This is a genomic window from Paenibacillus sp. FSL W8-0426, assembly GCF_037969725.1.
GTDB classification, from domain to species: domain Bacteria; phylum Bacillota; class Bacilli; order Paenibacillales; family Paenibacillaceae; genus Paenibacillus; species Paenibacillus hubeiensis.
Map to the genome: position 1 here is coordinate 5,062,050 of NZ_CP150203.1, position 23,822 is coordinate 5,085,871.

Genomic DNA, 23,822 nt, shown 5'->3' on the forward strand with positions numbered 1-23,822 from the left:
ACAAAGGCCCGTGAAGATCGCGGGCCTTTTGGCATTTTCACATCGGCAGTTTAAGTCCAGAATATCAATTACTATAGCTTTTTATATTGGATGCCCTTAGATAGTGCTTTATCTTAGGTAAAACTACATGCTTAAAGTCTGATTTCTGATCGAAAACAACTAAAACTGGTGAATCCTCATCTTCGATCATATAGAACAGATAATCGAACTGAGCCAGTTCGGCGCCTTTAGGAAGAACGATACATCTAAAGAAATTGTCAATCCACATTGCACGCTCAAGATCCGTCTTCGTTTTCGTTTTATACCAAATGATTTCGTTAACATAGCCCAAGTTTACGCCAAGGATAATCCATTCATCACTCACAATCACTTGATTTGAAAGAATGAAATTTTTATCTTCTTCTGATTCATGACATAAATTACTCTCAATCATATGCAAACAGAATTTCCTCGTTCTCAGTACAACAATCAAAGATCGCCAGCTGTTTTTGACTTTATGAAATTTTTTCAAATAAGTATTACTCAAAGTTTGTCCCTCCGAATTTACGGCGCTAAATAAATTTCATCATTTAAGTTTCAAAATTGATTTCACTTGATTCAACCCATATGACATTTTTTGATTTATTAAAAACAATAAAGAAGTAATTTCTATATACACCCTGCTATCTTCTGGATTTTGCGCAAAAATTTCATTAGTTTCGTTTAAAATAATTACCTCAAAATCACTTTTTTTAATGACAAAATGATCAGTTAATTCCAACTCTTCTCCTAAAGAAGCGTTATTTAGAAAGTAAACAATGTCACTAACCATGTGTTCTCTAACCTCAATATCCATAAAAGATAATAGCATGTTAACCGCTTTCGTTTTATTCTTATCATTAAATTTTTCAATATCAAACTTGTTCATGTGCTACCCTCCTAATATCATTTAGGATAAACACTCCAAATATTGCTCAGACCAAATCAGGAAGGACCATCGGTAAAGAAATTAACTTTAACAATGCACTATTAGATACTGTGCTTCATTAACAACCTTCTATGATAAAAGAGTCGTCTTCTACTTCTCCATCGAAAGTAAGCAATATTTTATAAATTCCTTTTTTTTATCTTGGTTATACATAATAGGAACGATTAAAAGTACATGGTTATAGTCATAATCTGGGTAATTATCAAAAGTGAAAGAGACGCTTTTAACATAAACTTCTATTAATTCTGGATCAAAGTTTGGAAAACTTCGTTGAATTCATTTGCATCTTCGATTCTATAATTGTTTATATTTAGCCAGAAACCATCTATTGCTTTTTGTTCTGCATCAATTTTATTAAAAAATAATCCGAAATGACACCATGTTATTGTCCTTTTGGCAATGGAACAATGTTCTAGTCCCTCGACATTAAAGGACAGCCGGCTAATTAGCCGGCTGTTTAAAAAAACTTACACATGTGGGTCTACTTTCTACCGTCCTGCAGTGTGTTGTACAGCGTTTATAAAGGCTGGGACAAAGTACCATAATACAAGGATGAACACCACTCCCAAAATCATGGTAGATACGTTCAAATTGGAATTCCATTTCTTTATCAGAATGATAAATGAAATAATGTCAATAATTAAGGAAGGTATACCATAAAATAACAATATTGGCATGCCAATCAAGTCTAGTGATTTTTGAAAATTAGATGTTGTCCTTAATAAAAACCATATAAATACGGAGAAATTAATGAACGTAGTGGCGATCCAAATATATTTAATCCATATCGACATTCTGTCACCTCCAAATTCCGTAACTCTTAGAACTATCACTGTCATTTCAGTTTCGGTTCAATATATTTCTTCCATACATTAACATTACTATGCATAGAGGAATGATTTACGATTCCCTGCCCTTTCCAATATAATTCTCTCTCTTTTTCTGGAAGTATGACTTCGATATTTAGAGCATTTTCAAAAGTTCTTTTTGCTTTCGCACTCTTTTTAATGCTACCTCCATTATTTTGAACAATATCATAACTGTTATATACTTGTAGATGTTGCCCAACTTTTGTTGTCAGTTGATATTCACGTACTGGAGTAGCTATAGTGATCAATGTTTCAACATGAACCCCTAAATCAGCCAAATTGTTGGCTACCATAATTGCAACATTTCCCCCGTGACTATGCCCTATAAGTCTGATTGGTTCCGTAGGATCAGATAAGTAATATTTGTATATTCTATCTGTTATATCTTTTGCTGCTTCATCACGAGCTGAAACATTATTATCTCCACTCCAACTTAGTCTCGTAACAGACTCATCTAACATCCCCTCAAGATAACTACGAAAATCCTTAGTCCAAGTATCCTTATCACTCCATGTCCCATGAATTAACCAAGCGACATGACCACTCGGATCCACATACTTCAACGGATTATTGCTTACATACGAATACAAGTTCAAACTCAACGGATCATTCAGTTCACCTTCGTACGTATCCTCACCGATAAATCGTGCCATGCCTGGATCATACCAGCGAGCTCTCAAGTACTGAAGTCCTACCGTCTCGTCCCAATACTCGCCCGCATAACGGAGAACATTCGGAACGGTTTCATCCGTTGTGAGCGGGCCTCCCCAGATGTCATACGTGTACTCGTTCAACACTTGTCCGGCCTCATCCACAAGTCCGACCACATCACCGTGCCCATTGAATTGGTAGTATTCCAATTTTCCAGTTTTTTTGTCCTGGCGTGCCCATAGTTGTCCATATAGGTCATAGATATAGGCATAGGTCAGTTCAGCTTTCCCAGAAGTCACTTTAGCTTCCGCCATTAGTTTGGCTTCTTCATCGTAGTAATAACGGGTGGATTTGTCTCCTTCAGTGCGTTCATACAGCAAACCATCCCCGTTATAGCTATAGGTTACTGTTTTGCCTTCCCCGGTCGCTTTAACCAATCGATTTTGACTATCATACGTATATTCTGCATCTTTCAGTCCATATACCTTACCGCTGCCGGTACTGTATCGGTTGCCATTGGAATCGTACGTGTATGTTTCCTTCTGTGAACCAGCTTCCGTTTGAATGCGGCTGAGTTCATCATACGTAAACTGATCACTTGTCCCATTTTGAGTTCGGGACGTAATGTTTTTGTTTCCATCGTATTCATAGTTGAATTGATGGATAGCGGTCGTTCCTTGTGAAACGGTGACTCCTGACAGATCGTAACCATCGAACTGATAACTGGTACTAAGGCCTTTGCCAAACGATACGTTTTCCAGCAAACTGTTCGACGCGTAGCTAAAGGTCATTCGATCTACAGGCGTCTGAGCCGATGCTGCGAGTGTTGAAGCGCCCCCTGTTCCCGAGGAGATATCCATGGAAGTGACCCGGTTCATCGTGTCCAGTTCACCGTGTACCCGCAAGGATTGTCCTTTCGCATCAGTAAGGGTATATCCCAAACGCTGCTGCGTATTGTTTTCATACTCCAGCTGGGTACCATCCGAGAAGGTCAGCCCACTGAGCATACCGTCCGTATCACGGTAAGAATAAGTCGTTTTGCCGTGATCATCCGTCATCGACGTTCTACGTCCCATTTCGTCGTACGTATACGATACGGACGTATCCGGGCCTTTGTAACCCGTAAGCATGTTGTCGCTGTTATACGTGTACTCGGTGATCTTCCCGAGCCGATCCTGCTTTTTGATCAGATTGCTTTTTTTATCATAATAATACGTTGTCGCAGAACCATCCAACTTAGGTGGTGTTTGCTTTATGATCCGACCCAATTCATCATACTGTTTGGTTACCCTTTGCCCGTTGGCAGATACCACTTGGGTCACCTGCCCTTGATAACTGTAGAAATAACGGCTGGTTTCTTGTTTGGGCGTTGTTGCCGTTGCGATTTGTCCAAGTGCATCGTACGTATAGGTCGTCCGCTCCCCATTACCATCAATGGAAGCAGTCACGTTTCCGCTAAGATCATACTCGTTTTGTTGCAATGGTACAAATGCGCCGTCCCGATATTCCTCTACTGCTGTCGTCCGTCCCAACAAGTCCATTTTCTCACGAGTCTGGTATCCGGAAGCATCCTGAATCGTTACGGTTTGTCCAACAGGATCAATCGTTGTTTTATCCGTGGTTCCATCCGGATATTGGGTCTCTGTCGTTTGCCCAAACGCATTGACCACATATCTCGTCACATTCCCTTCGGCATCTTCCGAAGCCGTCACGTTTCCTTCGCCATCATAAGCATATTTATATGTCGCGTCTGCAGTTTGCTCTTCTACAAGCAAACCTAACGGATTGTAACGCTCGGAAGTCACAATGCCGTCTGGCGATGTGCTTGTAATGATGTTATTGGAATCATCGTATGCGGTCGTCGATTGCGTACTGTCGGCATGCGTAATTTGAACTAGACGCCCTGCCTTGTCGTATTGATTGGTTTCCTGTTCTCCAGCAGCGTTCGTCGTTGTCTCCAGTTCACCGGCAGACGTATAGCTATACGACTCCACCAAAGTTTCTGCTTTGCCAGCAGCATCATGCACGGTCATCGATGTCGATTCCAACAAATGCCCTGCATTCGGTTGATAGCTGAATGTTGCTGTACGATCTTTGGCCAGCATACCACCTTTGTCGGTTGTGCTAATGACGCGGCCTTTGTCATCGAGCTTTACTTCCGAGTCAGAAAGCACTTGCCCTCCATATCCGTTTTTGGTGGTGGTCTGTATCATGTCTCCTTGATTGTTGTATGTTGTTTCAGTATACCGCTCCAACGTACTGTTCACTTTAGTGGTAATTCGTACAGGTTTGTTCCAATGGTAAGGAGCTTTGCCCGTTTCGTACGCATAGGTGGATTCCTGTCCTGTGCTTTGTTTTTTGGACGTCACCATGCCGTTTGTATCGTATGTGATAGACGTAGTCAACTTCTCACCAGAACGACCACCCTCGCTTACCCACTCTGTCATTTGAGTCGGAAGATTCCGTTTAGTTTGACTATCATACTGGAACGTTGTGGAATAGGTCACATCATCGCCAGTTAGCGTATGTTGATCTGCGAAAACCAAATCAGGCTTAGCAGCGGCACTAAACGTCTTGGAGAATGTCCAGGTATCCACGGTATGTGCTGCTTTTACTTTCGTTGTCCATGTTGCCGATTGGCCGTAAGATTCCAGATCTTCTCCGGTGTATTCAAAGTTAATTTTGCCCAATATGCCTTCGCCTTCAGTTGTACTGAAATGGCTTTTGCGTTCTCTGACTTTAAACACGAAATAAGAGGACGCATCACCAATTTTCTTCAGCGCCGGGATATATGCGTAATCCGTAATAGCGGATGAAGGGCTAGTGATTCGTGACAATAGTGCAGTGTACATCACGCCTTGCGCATCCTGATTGTTTTGAAGCTCGGGCAGGAAGTTGAATTTGGATTCCGGATAGTAATACGTATACGTCGTCGTACGATCCAACGCATCCGTGAATCCACGCAAAATGCGAATCCCTTCATCCTCGCGCTGCGTATACGTCACCTTCCGGGCCGTTCCTTCAAGCTGGACGGTAACCTTCAGGTTGTCGTATGCAAATGTCAGCGCCTGGCCTTCGCTATTTACAATCTTTTTGATGACTTGTGCGCCATTCCAGGCCATGTAGTGGAAGTTTACTGTATTTCGGTATCCATCCGTAATTTGCAGCAATTGTCCCGTTTCATTAAACAAATATTCGTATCCATTTCGGATCGACAATCGATAACTGCTGGACTGACCGTCCACCGTCACTGTCTTATCTCGAGTAATGGTCAAGTCATTCCAAGCGTATCCTTCCAATTCCAGATTCGCATTTAGGCGGTAGTAGCCTACGCCCGGAATCAAAATATACCGCTCATCTCCACGTGTCTCCATAAAAGGAATATCCCAGCGCCAACCCTGCCCCAATGCCGCGGATATTTCTTCATTACGAGGCGTTACGGTATTGGAATACGTTTGAGTGGTTTCATCAAACTCCACGCCAAGCTGTCCGCTCGCTCTTGCGCTATCATAGACGCGTGTCAGATCAAACGGAATCAAACCCGGCAGCGAGAGGTCCGTGCTGCTAACCATCATTTCTCCGGTCGTGGTTGAAATGGATTCTTCTCCATAAGATGTCATGTAGAGCGAGGCGTCATCTCTTACATCCACATGGCTTATTCCAGCCTCGTCCACCGTTGTGCCGGTCCCGGCAGCTTCCGTTTCCAGGGCGTTGATTGAAAACGACGATTCTTCTGGAACTGAAACGGAAGGATCCAACCCCTCCATTTGAAGCGGTACTTCTACCGATTGTGCTGCTAGCCATTTTTCAGCGACGGTGCCGCCTGTACCATCTGTTTGTAATGCCTTATATAACTGATAAAGCGAATACCCTTGGTCCAGGTTGCTCTTGATCCATTCTTCGCTAATCCCAAATTGTTCCTTTAAGCCGTTTACTGTAATAAAGGTAGCAGAAGACAGGGAATCCCTGTTTTCCGCTGCCTTTGCTTGCTCTCCATGTCCCAGCGAACCTAGTCCACTGAGGATTAGTATCGCGCACAACCAAATGATCGTTATCTTCTTAAACACTTCATCACCTCAACGTAGAGATTGTTCAATTTAATTAAAAGGGAAAATTTTCTTCGTACGTTTTGTTAAATTGCCGTTGCCGTCGTATTCAAATACAATCTGATCTCCGGTATACAGCGTCACACGCAGCAACTGATTGCTATATCCGTATTCATAACTGTTATCATTGCGAATGTTCATCCAGGCTGCCTTGATCGCGCCCTGAACGGATTTTCCGTTCTTTTCGCTCACTTTCACATAATATGTCTTTCCCGCTTGAACTTCCCACTGTAGAACCGTATATTGCTCGCCGTACACTTGCTCTTGTTCCACAGAAGCCGCGAGAGATTTGCTCAGCTCTTTGTCTTCAAACAATTCGATGACTGGTTCAGCCGAAAAATCACCTGATTCCTTGATCGCTATCCGGTAATCCCCCGCACCAAAAGGACTAAAACGATAGTAGACGTTCCCTTGGTGGTCCTTAGGCAGCGCAGTTTCTACACCTTCATATAATGTCAAGAACTCCACATTCACTTCCTTGATGGTAAAGAGGCGATAAGGGCCTGCGAAATGCAGCATTTGGGTTGAAACATTATGCAGCTGAATGTCAGAATGTCCAGGTACTGATTGTCCTCCTGACGCATTCTTTCCTTCTCTAACAACCACTTGATTCTGATTCCGAATAACGTAATCATAGGCTACTCCTTTTGCGGAAGATCCAAGGAGCATTGCTTCGTGGGATGATGTATTCGAGAACAACACCGTGTTATTTGGCGCCAAATCCCGTTTGATGAGTGCAGGTTCCTGACTGGAACTGGCTGTGACAGGAACGGCATATTGAATCGTTACTGGCTCCGAAGATACCACGGTGATGACAAGCGTTGCACCTGCTGGAATCTCCCAGGACGGATGACTTTCACCTTCCACAAAATACAATGCTTTATTGGATGTATCGTAGACTGTGTAATCCACAATGGAAGTGTCTCCTGCGACTCGTTTAAGTTGAGCAGGTTCCGAACCCGGATTCGTAAACACTGCGCTCTGACCTTTTTTGACCGTGATTTCCGATTCTGGTAGAGGTACTTGGTCGTCTTGTCCGCGGAAAACACGGTAAATACCACCAAATGTTATGGGTTGATCTGAGACGTTGGTAACTACAACTTTTTTACCGCCCAAGACCGTCGGTTCGAATGCGATTGCTGCCCTACTACTGGACTCTGTTCCATCTGTGTTGTAAATCGTATAATCAAACACCCGACCCGCACTGCTGGAAGCATCGTTTCGGAGCCTTTCCGATTCCGGACTAATATTGGTGAAGGCGTAGCTCTCCCCCTTATTCAACGTTACACGAAGATAAGCCGGTTCCTGGCTATCCACTACCGAGAAATCATCCGTGTATTCGAATAATACAGGCGCATTCCCGGCCACGGTAACGATAGCTTCGCCACCAGAAGGGATCATAAAACGATTTCCGGTACCGTTAAACACGTCGCCATATGTTCTACCGTCTGCTTTGTACACTACGACGTCGTACAAACCACCTATCTGTTTAGCATTACTCCGCACAGGATTGCTGAGGGAGCCTCCATTATGGAACTTTACGGATTGACCTGGGGAAACGGTGATTTTGCTCAAGGCTTGATCCGGTCGATCCTCTAAATCAAATACTGTGTATATGGCCCCAATGGTAACAGGCTGATCTGAGGCCCCCGTGACTACGGCTTTATTTCCTTGATAGACGATAGGCTCTGTTGCTGTAGCTCTTCCTGTGCTACGCTCGGTTCCGTCCGGATAATACGTCACGTAATCGAATACCCGTCCTTGAGTTGTAGAGGCATTACTATCGAGACGTTCTTTGTCGCTGCTGCGATTCCAGAAGGTTACACTTTCACCTTTTTGAAGTGTTACGCGATGGTAGGCAGGATCCAAACTATCTTCCACCGTAAAATCATCCGTATACCTGAACTCGATAGGGACATTGCCGGCTACTGTGAAAATACCGTATCCCTGTGATCGAATCATTGGATTTCCAGATTGATTAAAACCATCCGCATATACAACCCCCTCGGATGTATACAATACATAATCAAAAATGGCACCATTAGTACTGCTTGCATCATTTTTAATTGGATTGGGTAAAGAACCGTGGTTCTCGAATATGACAGACTCACCCGGATTTACAGTAATGCGGGTAATGGCATCCCCACCAGCTTTTTGCACATCAAATGTTCGATAAGGAACACCAAATGTAACCGGTGTTGGTGTCACTTGTGTCACAACCGCCGTTCTGCCTGGGGCTACGGTTGGTTTCGTAGAAGTATTCATACCGGTCGAACTTTCCGTACCGTCTGGCAGATAGACGACATAGTCATGTTTGTCCTTGGTCGTTCCATCACTTTGAAGCGCATCCGATTTGTTACTAATATTGGTGAATTGATAACTTTTCCCCTGATGAAGGGTCACCCGCGTATATGCCGGCTCAGAACTCCATTCCCCGGTATAACGTTCGTAAGGGAATCCAACAGAGACAGGCTGTGATCCGGCCCCTGTGATAATGATCTCATATCCTGCCCCTAAGTATGGTTTACCGGCTGATTCAAAATTTGAACTCCCCAGAACTCCATCTTCACGGTAAACGGCATAGTCATATCTCCGGTCTTGGGCTGTGGAAGTATCCGCGCTTATGGCTCTTGTCTGTGTTCCCTCGTTGACGAACCGATAACTTTCGCCTTTGGATAAGGTCACTTTATGTAGAGCAGGGTTTTCCGAAACGCCATAGGAGAAAACTGACGGAATAGTCATCGTAAATGCATTGCTACCACTTGAGGTAACTACGGCAGTATACCCTGGACCTACAGATAAACTGCTATGTGAATCCATATTATCCGTCGAAATACTACCATCCGGCTTATACACGGCATAATCATATGAACTGCTTCTCGATGTTGCAGCATCCGTTTTCAAGGAGCGTAAGCGAGTGTCATTGTTAGTAAAGCTATAGGAATCCCCAGGGTACATCACGATAACCTGTTCCTCAGCTAATACCATGGCTTGAGGAGTAAATACCTCCTCATCATATGTATCCTCCGTTACGGTAGGTACGTCTTCAACAACCTCTTCATCTTCGTCCACACCCTCTGGTTCTTCGTGGATGTCCGGATCAAAAGCATCCAGATTCTCCTCATCTACGAGACCCGGCTGCTCCGTTACGGGAATTGTCTCAGAATTTTCGGAACTTTCTTCGTACATTGTGTCGTATGCGGTTTGTTCAGCAAACGCATGTCCGTTAAATGGAAGAGCGGTTCCGATCACAAACCAGATCGCCAAAAAAACGATGAAACTCTTTTTAAAACTCATGAAGTTTGTTTTCCTCCTTTTATTTTTTACTCCAATTAATCCCTTAATAGAGATAAAAGTGGAGCGTGAATATTAATTATCGGGTTCTTCCTTATTTTGGATTATAGGATAATATACCTTTATTTATAGGACTTTTTTCCTTTAATGAATATTTTCAGTGCATTAATGGAGACAACTGACCCTTATCAGCCGAAAGCTGCTGATCTTATGGACGAAACAAGAGCTGCGAAGATGGTATAAAGCGGAGCACAACATGCAAGAAAGACAAATGAGAGGAAAGAAATAGAAACCGTAGGCCTGTTTGGGCGTAATAATACAAAGTTTAAGAGCTTACAAGGAAAGCCAAGATTTCTGTAACATGTTACCCTTTATAAAATAAATAAAAAGGAGAGGAATAGATATGGCTGATCACCAAACCGGCAAGGATATTTTTCGGGAATGTTGCTCAAGGATTGCTGCGGCCTGCGCGCCATGCGGGTTCAAATATTATAAATCCAGGCGGAGCATGGTCAAGCACGTGGGCCCCTTTACAGCTGAGGTACGTTTTTCAAGTCACTCTTCCAATGTGGCCGGCAGTTATTTGGAGTTTAATACCAATTCCCGAATCATAAATACGGACAGCGGAAAAGTATACTGGGAGATCAGCTTGAGCAGCTTCCGGGACAAAGGCAAGGTATGGAATTTGGCCAAGGAAGCCACCCGAGAGCGGGAACTGGCAGAAATAATCACCTTGATTCAAAATAAGGTCGCTCCATTGATGGACAAGTATGAGACTAATCTTGAGGAGATCCTTGAGGAGGTCATCCAGACTGGATGGTTTTTGCCGCAGGCGAATCCAATGGAATTCTATGTGCTTGACGTTTTAGACCTGGTGGTTGATTTCGGCTCACCTGAACAGATACGTGAATGCGCGCATCGATACATCCGCCACTTATCGGAGGAAATGCAGGAAACCTTCAAGAACGATTATGATGCATATCAACGGGATGGACAGGCTGCAAGCACGATCGCATTTCGCAAATTGATCCCTTTTATGATAGAAAGAAACATTCCCTTGCCGTTGTAAAAGGGAAGAGCGACTGGATTAGTTATATGGAGAATCCGGTGGCGACTTGAGAGAAGTTATGGAAAGAGCCCGCGCTGGACGCGAGCTCTTTTTGTTGGGGATTTTACGATGGAATTGACGCAAATAATCTCAACCGTCGATTCCTGAGGAGAAGACCGTTTTTCCGTTTGCATTAAAAATAGCGTATTTGGATGGGTTCGCCAGCGGGAAGCCGCTGTACATGCCATCGCCAAGATAATAAACCGAACTGTATTGCGGAAATATACGTTTGCCCTTTTGGATGTCGATTGAAGTGGATATCATGTCGCCCTTGGCGTTCACCGTATACCAGACAGTTGCTATCGGACCGATATCATGAAAATATTCGATGTAATCGAGATACAAATCCGGGTATTTGACATCCATAACGATTTTTCCACGGCTATCCAAGATGCCGACATTATTATTTAGTTTGACTCTATATAACGGATTCAAGGTCGTGACTTTTTCCGAGGAACTGTTGATAAAGCCGTCATGTTGGACAAGCGGAACCATTTCATCGTATTTGGCAGGAACGATCATCTCGCCTTTTTGTCCAATCAGACCATACTTTCCGCCTTTACGTATAACGGCGCTGCCGCCCAGAAAAAGATTTGCTTCCTCATACTGATTAGGCACTTTGATCTGGCCCTGCTTTGTGATGTATCCCCATTTCTGATCCAGTTTGACTGCTGCCAGACCTTCCGAGAATGCTTTCGCATCCGCAAAATATGTATCGGATAGCGCAGTTTGATTCTTGTTGTAATATTTCCAACCTATATCTTTCTCGCTCATCTCTTTTACCGCATAGCTACCGTCTCCCGACAGAATGATCTTCTGCTCATCTTGCGGTTCAACCACAACATGTCCGGTCACGTCGATAATCCCTTCGCCTCCCCACTGCACTTTCCACAATCCGGCTTGCGGCTCGCCGAAAGCACGATAATTTTTGTCCAAATGGATGATCGAACCGTCTTTTTGAATGATCGCGCTGTGACTGTCTTTGTATAGACCAAATTCAATATCACTTTCTGTAAACTCTACCTTACTCTCAAATTCAGCAGGAATGACCATCTTGCCCTTGTTGTCGATACAGCCCCAAAGGCCGTCGATCTTCACGGGATAAAGCCCGAATTTACCGTATGTAGGTCCAAACTCCTTCGCTTCGATGTTAAACGGCGTAAGCGTCTTGCCATTAGTGTCAATGAGCGCCCATTTCCCGTCCTTTTTCACAAATGCCACTTGATTATAAAATCCGGTTCCTTCCTCATACGACGGAGCAATAACAAAGGTTCCTTTCGTATTCATAAACCCTACTTTCCCCTTTTTCTTCGCAATGGCAAGTCCGTCGTTGAAACTACCTATGTATTCAATGTTTTTGTCCTGAAATACAACTTTCCCAGCCCTATTAATCAGCTGGTTTTTGTTCACCACCGCTACGCCTTGATAAAAAGGTTCTCTGGCTAATTGGTACTGAGGCTTGAGTACAAATTTCCCTTGGTAGTTGATGAATCCCCATTTTTGCTTTTGGCGTACCGGAATCAGCCCGTTTTCTGCCCGGTCCGCGAACCAGATTTGGTAAAGCTCGACATGTTCCTGTGCTTTATCCCACGGTTGCATTACCGAGGCTGATGCAGCATCCGCCGGCCATGATGGAGGTATCATCACCACGGATGCGATGAGCGTTGCACCAAGGATTTTAAATAACGTTTTCTTCAAATCTACTCCCCCTATTAGAGTTATGGAAAAACGCGCCGATTCACGAAGGTGCATTTTTCATGGAATTGCAGCTTAAGCTGAAACTCTGCCCATACTATAACACACTCCAGTCTGACAGCTCTATTCCCCTTATGACCATACAACCACGGCTCTAATATATAACTAAAACGGACACTGAAAAACTCAGTGCCCATTAACAGCGACAATTACCTCACGGGATAAAATTAAAAAAGTTCCAATGGGCTAGTATTAAAGTGAAGCCGATAAACAGAACTCCCGCGACAGCGTGAGATACTTTGCTCCATGTCGATCTCGAAGTATTACTGTCCTTTACCATGGAGACCCCAAACAGTACGATGGCAAGCAAGGTCATAACCCAATTGATCGATACCCCCAAGTTCATTTGCTCCACCGTTACGTCTTCATTAAACATTGCGTTTACCAGCTGATACAGGACGTTAATAACCAAAATGGTCCCGGACAAGATAAAGGAAGACGTAAAATGGTTCATTGTTAGCGGAGTCCTCTTTCTTCTACGCAGGAGCCACCGAATCAGTATGACCAATGGAGCCACCAGAAAAAATAGGATCGATAGAAGAGCCCAGACCATATAGAAAATCAGAGCGGGAAGCGACCGACTTCCCTTGATCGGCAAAATATCCGTGGCAATCCCTTTGCTCAATCGCATTACACGATCATCGGAAATTTCAGCATACAGAATCGGTGCCAATCTTTCAAATCTTGAATGGTCCGACTTGGCAAATTGAAATACATTCGGACTTGTTTGTTTGAGTTCTCCCGTCATTCCCATAACGCTTAAAATAAGATCGTGCTCCCCTTTTGGCTGCACCTTAATTAATCCAAGGTAGTTAATAACCTCATGATAAGTAGAATAAGTGCCCCCTGACTGTACATAATATCCGGCCAGTTTCTCGGATGGGGCCAACTCGGTAGCGGGTACGGTTAGATCCCCTTCTTTGGTTGGTTCTTGAATCAGCAGATTAATAATCCCAGACGTAAGCTCCTGCTCGATCTCCATGTTGGTTAAGACCACGATGCCGAGCTGATTTTCGGGAACAACTGCAAAGTTGCCGGAGAAACCCTTAACATTCCCGCTATGTCCGACAACGTGCGGCACTGCCCGATATTCCCAAAAGCCGTGCGCGTTCGACAGAATCGCTTCATTCGGGGTATAACTTCGGGAGAGCATCGTCCGTGCGGTATCCGGGCGCTCGAATAATCGACTATCCGTGGTATTAAGGGCCATGACGAAACGAGCTAAATCTTCTGCCGTTCCTTCCATCCCTCCCGCAGGATATAAAGGAACATAATAGCGTTCTCTAGCTTCAAATCCGCCGCCCGGCTTCGCCGCGTAACCTGTCGCTCTTGCCTTCAGTAAATCCGGGTGACCCGCTAATGCAGGATGTCCTGAACTATGCTTCATCCCCAGAGGTTTAAGGATATGATTCATCTCATAGTCGAAGAAGAACTCTCCGCTCACCTTCTCCACTGCCAAGGCAGCCAGCGCTGTTGCAAAGTTGGAATAGGCGATGACTTTACCGGGATCATAGATTTGTCTCGGCTGGTTGGATAGTACGGTCTCTTCCAGTGAAGTCAGGTTCTCTTTCGACAGCGTAAATGTACTGAGTGGATGCTGCTCATAACCAGCCGTGTGACTCATAATATCAAGCATTGTAATTGGCTTGTCATAACGCAGCTGATCTGCAACCTCTTTAGGAAAATAGGTCCGAATATCTTGATCCAGCTTCATTTTTCCTGCTTCCACCATCTGCATGATCGAAGTCCAGACGAACGCTTTATTCATGGAGCCGTAGGCAAAAACGGTTGAAGAGGGATCCACAGACGTTTTTCGATCGATATCGGCATATCCATAGCCCTTGGAGAAAATGATCTCATTCCCTTTGGTGACGACAACCGCAGCGCCAGGCGTTGATTTTCCAATATGGGAATTTACGTAGTTATCCACTTCCTGCTCAAGTCGGTTATAGGGAATGCCGGAAGGCGTAGCTTCTGTTTCCATTTTCGTTGCTGCATGAGCCGGAAGCGAGAAGTTGAAAAAAAGAATCACGCTAATACCAAACAATATAACGGGTCTCCATATGTTCAATTTCATTTGGTTCTACTCCTTTTTATGTATTGATGCATGGTACCACCCATGTTTTCGTGAACTTCGTCTCTTTTTCATAAAAGAACCTCAGCCCTCAGCATCAAATTATTTACTTGTATATCATATTATTTTTTCCTTTGTTTCCCATCCTCCTCAAGAAGGAATACAATTTATTATTTAAGGCTAGGAACCTCCCCCTGCATAAGTCCAGCCCGCTTCCCAGCTCTTACAGCAACCAAAGAGTCGACCTCGAAGCCTAAAGTTCTTATCTATGGTATATAGCATTCATGTCCCCAGATGGGGGAAGTTCCTTCATAACAAAAAAAAGCCGCTAAAATAGCGACTTGGTATGGTACTAAACGTTTTTGCCCCATGAAAATTGACGGTCTTGAGTAGCGGGCTTAACTCATCGCTGTTAACAACACGGCAATGGTATTAAACACACCGTGTACGATCATAGCAGGCACGACCGATCCCGTACGTTCATAGGTCCATGCAAATACAACTCCACTGATAAAATTGACGGGCATGGCATTCATAGTGGGAAAATGGGCAAACGTAAAGATTAGCGAACTAATCACAATCGCCCATCTCATACTAACACGAGTCCGCAGCCAACGATATATAAATCCACGGTAAAATATCTCCTCATAATAGGGTGACACGATTCCTGCCGACACAATACCAATAATCATAGTACATATAGTGACATGTTGCTTTAGACTCTCTGTTTTGCTGTTGTCCATCGTATTCCCAAGAAAACTCGTGAGATAGAGCGTCGCCACACTGGATATGATGAGAATGAGTATCCATAACGCAATCCGCCACCAGTCTTTCGCAGGAAATCCCTTTACGCCTACCTCTGTCCAGGACATTTTCTTGGGTCGTAAAGCTATAAAATATAATCCTAACCAAAGTACAATCGCGATCGTAAGCCCTGTAAGAGTTCCTGAGTAAAGCGTATTCCCCAACCATCGCTCATACATGGACTGTACTGGATATTTGACAACGAATATAACGAATACAAATTCAAGCGCAAGCAAAGCAGTAAACTCACGCCATGTCCAATGATCCATCTTCTTCCACATTTCCGTACCAGTCATCCTTAATCCCTCAATCCTCTGTGATATAATTTAATGTTATTAGGTGACGTTACGTCACCTGCAAGCATTATTTTCGGGAGGAACGAAGAAACATGAATAGATGGACAACAGGACAAGTATCCAAGCAGAGGAACATTTCTGTTCGAACCCTGCGTTATTATGATCAGATTGGTCTTCTTACACCGAGTTATAAGGAAGATAACGGCCGCCGTTTTTATTCGGAGGAAGACTTATTCACGCTCGAAAAGATAACGTTGCTTAAATCACTATCACTACCGCTCGATGACATTCAGAAAGTAATAGATAAGCTATCTTTTCGTCATATTCTCATCGCTCACCATAATCATCTTCAGGAGCAGCTCACTTCTCTTCAGAGCAGTATTGCAAATACTACGTCTTTGATCAACATGATTGATCTAGAAGGTACCCTCTCCTGGGATCGGGTTTCTCATCTGGTCCATGACGTACAACCCATTTCCAAACAGTGGATCGATTACTTCAACGATGACGAAAGTGCATTTCTACAAAATGCTCTGCCCCATCTCAACCGTAACGACCAGACCACTCAGCAATATGCCTCTTTGCTGCGCCGAATTGAGTGGTGTATACAGCAATCTATTCCACCTAAATCTGAGGAAGGTTATAACATTGCCTGCGAGTTAATGAAGCTGTCACACGAAACCTTTAATGGAGACGAGAAATTGATGGAGAAGTTTTGGGAAGTGAGAAAGCTCCCTACAGCAGAGTCAGGACTATACCCCGTATCCGACGAAGTGCTGAACTTTGTGGAGATAAGCATTGCTCACGCTGTAGAAAAGGGAGAAGAACAGAAATAGGAAATGAGGAATTATTATTGAAATCATGCGTACAACCGAGGGTGTTAATGGATGGTCATATTTTCTTTAAAAAAGCCGTTCCCTTATTGGAACGGCTTTAAAGACGATGTAGTTATAGAACAATAAATTCAGAACATAACATCGCTCAATTAAATAGGCAAAAAAAATACCCCATAAGGGGTTTCGCTTGGCGGCTTCCTACTCTCCCAGGACCCTGCGGTCCAAGTACCATCGGCGCTAGAGGGCTTAACAGTCGTGTTCGGGATGGGAACGTGTGGAACCCCTCCGCCATCGCCACCAAACATGATTTTTCGAAGCCTACGCTTCTCGAAATCGCTGCGAGAAAAGTTCAGCCCTTAAAGGACAGCCTATTCTCAAGCCCAGAGATTGCTCTCTGAAAACTGGATTCGAAACGAAACTTGCGATCTTAGAACCTGCATTTCTTTGGATAAGCCCTCGACCGATTAGTACTGGTCAGCTCCATGCATTGCTGCACTTCCACCCCCAGCCTATCTACCTCGTCGTCTTCAAGGGGTCTTACTAATTGGGAAATCTCATCTTGAGGGGGGCTTCACGCTTAGATGCTTTCAGCGCTTATCCCGTCCGTACATAGCTACCCAGCGGTGCTCCTGGCGGAACAACTGGTACACCAGCGGTACGTCCATCCCGGTCCTCTCGTACTAAGGACAGCTCCTCTCAAATTTCCTACGCCCACGACAGATAGGGACCGAACTGTCTCACGACGTTCTGAACCCAGCTCGCGTACCGCTTTAATGGGCGAACAGCCCAACCCTTGGGACCTACTTCAGCCCCAGGATGCGATGAGCCGACATCGAGGTGCCAAACCTCCCCGTCGATGTGGACTCTTGGGGGAGATAAGCCTGTTATCCCCAGGGTAGCTTTTATCCGTTGAGCGATGGCCCTTCCATGCGGTACCACCGGATCACTAAGCCCGACTTTCGTCCCTGCTCGACTTGTAGGTCTCGCAGTCAAGCTCCCTTATGCCTTTGCACTCTTCGAATGATTTCCAACCATTCTGAGGGAACCTTTGGGCGCCTCCGTTACTCTTTAGGAGGCGACCGCCCCAGTCAAACTGCCCACCTGACACTGTCCCCGTACCCGATCAGGGCACCAGGTTAGAACCTAGATACGATCAGGGTGGTATCCCAACGGTGCCTCCACACAAGCTGGCGCTCATGCTTCTCAGGCTCCCACCTATCCTGTACAGATCGTACCCAAATTCAATATCAAGCTGCAGTAAAGCTCCATGGGGTCTTTCCGTCTTGTCGCGGGTAACCTGCATCTTCACAGGTATTAAAATTTCACCGGATCTCTCGTTGAGACAGCGCCCAAGTCGTTACGCCATTCGTGCGGGTCAGAATTTACCTGACAAGGAATTTCGCTACCTTAGGACCGTTATAGTTACGGCCGCCGTTTACTGGGGCTTCGGTTCACAGCTTCGGGATTGCTCCCTAACCGCTCCCCTTAACCTTCCAGCACCGGGCAGGCGTCAGCCCGTATACTTCGCCTTACGGCTTCGCACAGACCTGTGTTTTTGCTAAACAGTCGCTTGGGCCTTTTCACTGCGGCCCCCTCGTGCTATTCACACTACCGGGGCACCCCTTCTCCCGAAGTTACGGGGTCATTTTGCCGAGTTCCTTAACGAGAGTTCTTCCGCGCGCCTTAGAATTCTCTTCTCGCCTACCTGTGTCGGTTTGCGGTACGGGCACCTTCATCTGGCTAGAGGCTTTTCTTGGCAGTGTGAGATCATGACCTTCGCTACTGTAATTTTCACTCCCCATCACAGCTCAGCCTTATGGTTAGCGGATTTGCCTACTAACCAGCCTCACTGCTTGGACAGGCATCCATCAGCCTGCGTCACTACCCTACTGCGTCCCCCCATCGCTCGTAACGATTTACGGTGGTACAGGAATTTCGACCTGTTGTCCTTCGACTACGCCTTTCGGCCTCGCCTTAGGTCCCGACTTACCCTGAGCGGACGAACCTTCCTCAGGAACCCTTAGGCTTTCGGCGGATCAGATTCTCACTGATCTTTTCGTTACTCATACCGGCATTCTCACTTGTATGCTCTCCAGCGCTCCTTACGGTACACCTTCAACGTACATACAACGCTCCCCTACCCCTGATCATAAGATCAAGCCATAGCTTCGGTGGTGTGTTTAGCCCCGTTACATTTTCGGCGCAGAGTCACTCGACCAGTGAGCTATTACGCACTCTTTCAATGGTGGCTGCTTCTAAGCCAACATCCTGGTTGTCTGTGCAACTCCACATCCTTTCCCACTTAACACACACTTGGGGACCTTAGCTGATGGTCTGGGCTGTTTCCCTTTTGACAATGGATCTTAGCACTCACTGTCTGACTCCCGGAAGTAAGTCTATGGCATTCGGAGTTTGACTGAGCTTGGTAACCCTTGCGGGCCCCGCACCCAATCAGTGCTCTACCTCCACGACTCTGTTTTCCGAGGCTAGCCCTAAAGCTATTTCGGGGAGAACCAGCTATCTCCGAGTTCGATTGGAATTTCTCCGCTACCCCCACCTCATCCCCGCACTTTTCAACGTGCGTGGGTTCGGGCCTCCAGTGCGTGTTACCGCACCTTCACCCTGGACAGGGGTAGATCACCCGGTTTCGGGTCTACGTCCACGTACTATGTCGCCCTATTCAGACTCGCTTTCGCTGCGGCTCCGGCTTCTCACCTTAACCTTGCACGGGAACGTAACTCGCCGGTTCATTCTACAAAAGGCACGCCATCACCCATAGATCGGGCTCTGACTTCTTGTAAGCACACGGTTTCAGGTTCTATTTCACTCCCCTTCCGGGGTGCTTTTCACCTTTCCCTCACGGTACTGCTTCACTATCGGTCGCTAGGAAGTATTTAGCCTTGGCAGATGGTCCTGCCGGATTCATACGGGGTTTCACGTGCCCCGCACTACTCGGGATCCGTCTCGGAGGGAGCAGACTTTCAATTACAGGGCTTTTACCTTCTATGGCGGGCCTTTCCAGACCTCTTCGTTTAACCGGCTCCTTTGTAACTCCATGTGAGACGTCCCACAACCCCAGAGAGCAAGCTCCCTGGTTTGGGCTGTTCCGCGTTCGCTCGCCGCTACTGACGGAATCACTATTGTTTTCTCTTCCTCAGGGTACTTAGATGTTTCAGTTCCCCTGGTATGCCTCTCCTGCCCTATGTATTCAGACAAGAGTAACTGGGTATTACGCCAGCTGGGTTTCCCCATTCGGACATCCCCGGATCAAAGCTTGCTTACAGCTCCCCGAGGCAGTATCGTTGTTCGCCACGTCCTTCATCGGCTCCTAGCGCCTAGGCATCCTCCGTGTGCTCTTAGTAGCTTAACCGTTTCGCTCATATTTGGGCTTTCACTCCCCTTGTTTTGCTTCGCAAAGCCAAAAGTCGTTCAATCCCAATTATTCGCTCATGCAATCTTCGCTAATGTATAAACTTGTTGACACAAGTTCAGCTAGGATGATTGTTCATCGGTTGCTTGAACCGAATGAGCATTCATCCGAAAAGGAATGTTCTAATTCGCATTTTTCGTTTCGATATCCAGTTTTCAAGGAACAATCTCGTTTGCTTTCGGGCCGTTCACGGAATGTGTCGGTCGAAAGTTACGAGCATGTGTTTGAGAGTTTGAACTCTCAAAACTGAGCAACGAGTGAGTAAGTGTGCAGCTGAGCTGCTTATTTGAATGTCTTCATCGCAGAAGACGATTCTCCATAGAAAGGAGGTGATCCAGCCGCACCTTCCGATACGGCTACCTTGTTACGACTTCACCCCAATCATCTACCCCACCTTCGGCGGCTGGCTCCTTGCGGTTACCCCACCGACTTCGGGTGTTGTAAACTCTCGTGGTGTGACGGGCGGTGTGTACAAGACCCGGGAACGTATTCACCGCGGCATGCTGATCCGCGATTACTAGCAATTCCGACTTCATGCAGGCGAGTTGCAGCCTGCAATCCGAACTGAGACCGGCTTTTTAGGATTAGCTCCACCTCGCGGCTTCGCAGCCCGTTGTACCGGCCATTGTAGTACGTGTGTAGCCCAGGTCATAAGGGGCATGATGATTTGACGTCATCCCCACCTTCCTCCGGTTTGTCACCGGCAGTCACCTTAGAGTGCCCACCCGAAGTGCTGGCAACTAAGATCAAGGGTTGCGCTCGTTGCGGGACTTAACCCAACATCTCACGACACGAGCTGACGACAACCATGCACCACCTGTCTCCTCTGTCCCGAAGGAAAGGTGTATCTCTACACCGGTCAGAGGGATGTCAAGACCTGGTAAGGTTCTTCGCGTTGCTTCGAATTAAACCACATACTCCACTGCTTGTGCGGGTCCCCGTCAATTCCTTTGAGTTTCAGTCTTGCGACCGTACTCCCCAGGCGGAATGCTTAATGTGTTAACTTCGGCACCAAGGGTATCGAAACCCCTAACACCTAGCATTCATCGTTTACGGCGTGGACTACCAGGGTATCTAATCCTGTTTGCTCCCCACGCTTTCGCGCCTCAGCGTCAGTTACAGCCCAGAGAGTCGCCTTCGCCACTGGTGTTCCTCCACATCTCTACGCATTTCACCGCTACACGTGGAATTCCACTCTCCTCTTCTGCACTCAAGTCATCCAGTTTCCAGTGCGATCCGGGGTTGAGCCCCGGGATTAAACACCAGACTTAAATGACCGCCTGCGCGCGCTTTACGCCCAATAATTCCGGACAACGCTTGCCCCCTACGTATTACCGCGGCTGCTGGCACGTAGTTAGCCGGGGCTTTCTTCTCAGGTACCGTCACCTTGAGAGCAGTTACTCTCCCAAGCGTTCTTCCCTGGCAACAGAGCTTTACGATCCGAAAACCTTCATCACTCACGCGGCATTGCTCCGTCAGGCTTTCGCCCATTGCGGAAGATTCCCTACTGCTGCCTCCCGTAGGAGTCTGGGCCGTGTCTCAGTCCCAGTGTGGCCGATCACCCTCTCAGGTCGGCTACGCATCGTCGCCTTGGTGAGCCGTTACCTCACCAACTAGCTAATGCGCCGCAGGCCCATCCTCAAGTGACAGATTGCTCCGTCTTTCCAGTTCTCTTCAGGCGAAGAAAACAAGTATTCGGTATTAGCTACCGTTTCCGGTAGTTGTCCCAAGCTTGAGGGCAGGTTGCCTACGTGTTACTCACCCGTCCGCCGCTAAGCATCAAGGAAGCAAGCTTCCTATCAACTCCGCTCGACTTGCATGTATTAGGCATGCCGCCAGCGTTCGTCCTGAGCCAGGATCAAACTCTCCAATAAAGATGAATTTCGGTCACGAGGTTAATCGTGATGAAAATCATCTGAGGTATTGAAAAGAGCGATTAGCTCATTTTGAATCTGATGAGATAAAATATCTCAATGTCGCTCCGGTTTTCATACAGTCATACGACATGTACCAAAAACCTTCGCATTACTCACTCGTTGTTCAGTTTTCAAAGATCAAACAATTTCTTACCGTCCGTCTCGCGGCCGGAATAAAAATATAACATGTTTCAATAAGCAATTGCAACTTGTAAAAAAAACCATTTACTCAAACGACAATTCAACGAAAAATGAGCAGCTTCCCAAACTACAGAATGCTCATTGATTTGTTGAACTACTTTTCCCGTTAACGTAATAGTTTATTCTATTACTGCCTCATTTTTTAGCCGCTTGATAATTTCATTAACCGTCTCTTCTGGGGACAAATCTGATGAATCCAACCACAGTCCCAAGCGTGGAGTTTCATTTCGCAGTACGCGATCTAACTCATCAACGCTCCATATCCCATAACCTTTCTTTGTGCGGTTTGCCTCTCTCGTTGCAACCACAGCAGTGTTTGGACATAGCACTACTAAATACAATGGGCGGTTATTAATATATGAGATGAAATCAGTAAGTAGTGGTCCGATGACAACATCTTGTACAACAACTGTATATCCCGACTTATAGTACATCTCCGCTGACAGAGCAGCGAGCTGATATCGCAGCCTCAGCTGATCGAACTCGTCACTTCCTGAATCAGGACGAACTTCTTTGCGGTTATTTACAATCATTCTCCGAAAAATGTCTCCACGTAAATGTACCGAATTATCAAATTGTTCAGAAAGTAACTGCGCTACGGTAGATTTTCCACTAGCCATGATTCCGGTGACCAGTATGATGCTTGGACTCTCCACTAACATAAAACCACCATCCTTTAAGTAATTACATAAACATAATATTTGATAAGAAAAAACGATAAAAGGTCGACGAATAGATATATTCAGTTATTACGCCCTTCAGCCTGTTAGACGATTGAAAGCAGCCAGTCACAATGATCGACTGCTTTTTATTGTTATTGAACTAACGTTTCTACGTTAACTTAACGTTTCCCGTTAGCGGAACGTTTGTATGTAAGTTATCTCATCACGTTTTTTATTTTGAGAAAAATATTAAAATAAATCGCTTGCACCTTACGTTACGTAAGGTTTTATAATCAGGCTACCGGGATCAAGCTAGCGACAAAGAACGGAGATGATCATGAAACCATATTGGAAGGTCGGGGATCTGGCCAAGCTGACGGGGTTAACCGTGCGTACGTTGCGCTTCTACGACCAGATTGGACTGCTCTCGCCGTCGGCTGCCACGGAATCGGGACATCGGCTCTACGACGACGATGATTTGTCACGACTCTATCAAATTATATCGCTGAAGGAGTTGGGCCTGTCGCTCGACGAAGTGAAAGCTGCACTAACGGGCCCCGGAATTGACCCGCTCGAGGTCGTCGATATGCAGATCGAGCGCGCGCAAGAGCAAATACGGCGGCAGCAGAAGCTACTTGATCAGCTGAGGCATGTATCTAAGTTGATGAAGGGAAAGCAGCAGGTGACGGTAGACGATTTCACCACACTGCTGCAAGCGATGAAGAACGACTACGAGAAGCCGATCCTGAATCGTCAACACAGTTGGGAGCAACGCTTGGGCCTGCTGGGGATGTTTTTAGCAGGCGGGAATGAGGGAACAAACCCTACAAAAAAAGAACACAAGGAGGATTAA

At 45.8% G+C, this 23,822-nt stretch carries 11 protein-coding genes and 3 rRNA genes; 3 read left to right on the forward strand and 11 right to left on the reverse strand.

The window, feature by feature from the left end; all coding sequences use genetic code 11:
- Positions 1 to 64: 64 nt before the first annotated feature.
- From MKY59_RS23010 to MKY59_RS23025, 4 genes are all read right to left on the reverse strand, one after another.
- Entirely contained in the window at positions 65 to 526 is a 462-nt protein-coding gene (locus MKY59_RS23010; protein WP_339273945.1) for a hypothetical protein, read from the reverse strand.
- Between the two features lie 39 nt (positions 527 to 565).
- Complete coding sequence (locus tag MKY59_RS23015; RefSeq protein WP_339273946.1) at positions 566 to 907, reverse strand: hypothetical protein; 342 nt, start codon at positions 905 to 907, stop codon at positions 566 to 568.
- An 895-nt stretch (positions 908 to 1,802) separates the two neighbouring features.
- Positions 1,803 to 6,554: an RHS repeat-associated core domain-containing protein gene (locus tag MKY59_RS23020; protein ID WP_339273947.1), complete on the reverse strand. Its 4,752-nt coding sequence runs from the start codon at positions 6,552 to 6,554 to the stop codon at positions 1,803 to 1,805.
- Between the two features lie 30 nt (positions 6,555 to 6,584).
- Complete coding sequence (locus tag MKY59_RS23025; RefSeq protein WP_339273948.1) at positions 6,585 to 9,890, reverse strand: hypothetical protein; 3,306 nt, start codon at positions 9,888 to 9,890, stop codon at positions 6,585 to 6,587.
- Between the two features lie 400 nt (positions 9,891 to 10,290).
- Between MKY59_RS23025 and MKY59_RS23030 the strand changes: the two genes are divergently transcribed.
- Complete coding sequence (locus MKY59_RS23030) at positions 10,291 to 10,956, forward strand: hypothetical protein (protein WP_339273949.1); 666 nt, start codon at positions 10,291 to 10,293, stop codon at positions 10,954 to 10,956.
- A gap of 129 nt (positions 10,957 to 11,085) precedes the next feature.
- Here the strand turns inward: MKY59_RS23030 and MKY59_RS23035 are convergent, their stop codons facing one another.
- The 3 genes from MKY59_RS23035 to MKY59_RS23045 form a co-directional block, all read right to left on the reverse strand.
- Positions 11,086 to 12,693 (reverse strand): WG repeat-containing protein, encoded by a 1,608-nt coding sequence (locus tag MKY59_RS23035; protein WP_339273950.1) that lies wholly within the window; start codon positions 12,691 to 12,693, stop codon positions 11,086 to 11,088.
- A 211-nt stretch (positions 12,694 to 12,904) separates the two neighbouring features.
- Positions 12,905 to 14,827: a serine hydrolase gene (locus MKY59_RS23040; protein WP_339273951.1), complete on the reverse strand. Its 1,923-nt coding sequence runs from the start codon at positions 14,825 to 14,827 to the stop codon at positions 12,905 to 12,907.
- Positions 14,828 to 15,222: 395 nt separating this feature from the next.
- Positions 15,223 to 15,924, reverse strand: coding sequence for a type II CAAX endopeptidase family protein (locus MKY59_RS23045; RefSeq protein ID WP_339273952.1), 702 nt, complete (start codon positions 15,922 to 15,924; stop codon positions 15,223 to 15,225).
- Between the two features lie 92 nt (positions 15,925 to 16,016).
- Here MKY59_RS23045 and MKY59_RS23050 point away from each other — a divergent pair, with 92 nt between their 5' ends.
- Complete coding sequence (locus tag MKY59_RS23050) at positions 16,017 to 16,760, forward strand: MerR family transcriptional regulator (protein ID WP_339273953.1); 744 nt, start codon at positions 16,017 to 16,019, stop codon at positions 16,758 to 16,760.
- A 185-nt stretch (positions 16,761 to 16,945) separates the two neighbouring features.
- On the opposite strand, the gene rrf is transcribed toward MKY59_RS23050, so the two are convergent.
- From rrf to MKY59_RS23070, 4 genes are all read right to left on the reverse strand, one after another.
- Positions 16,946 to 17,062, reverse strand: a 5S ribosomal RNA gene (gene rrf, locus MKY59_RS23055).
- A gap of 142 nt (positions 17,063 to 17,204) precedes the next feature.
- Positions 17,205 to 20,130: ribosomal RNA gene (locus tag MKY59_RS23060) — 23S ribosomal RNA — on the reverse strand.
- A gap of 382 nt (positions 20,131 to 20,512) precedes the next feature.
- Positions 20,513 to 22,064, reverse strand: a 16S ribosomal RNA gene (locus MKY59_RS23065).
- The 16S, 23S and 5S rRNA genes sit together here, the layout of an rRNA operon.
- A 362-nt stretch (positions 22,065 to 22,426) precedes the next feature.
- Positions 22,427 to 22,969 carry an AAA family ATPase gene (locus tag MKY59_RS23070; RefSeq protein ID WP_236415820.1) on the reverse strand — a complete coding sequence of 181 codons (543 nt, stop codon included), beginning with the start codon at positions 22,967 to 22,969 and terminating at the stop codon, positions 22,427 to 22,429.
- 337 nt (positions 22,970 to 23,306) lie between these two features.
- Here MKY59_RS23070 and MKY59_RS23075 point away from each other — a divergent pair, with 337 nt between their 5' ends.
- Positions 23,307 to 23,822, forward strand: a complete 516-nt coding sequence (locus MKY59_RS23075) for a MerR family transcriptional regulator (protein ID WP_339273954.1) — start codon at positions 23,307 to 23,309, stop codon at positions 23,820 to 23,822.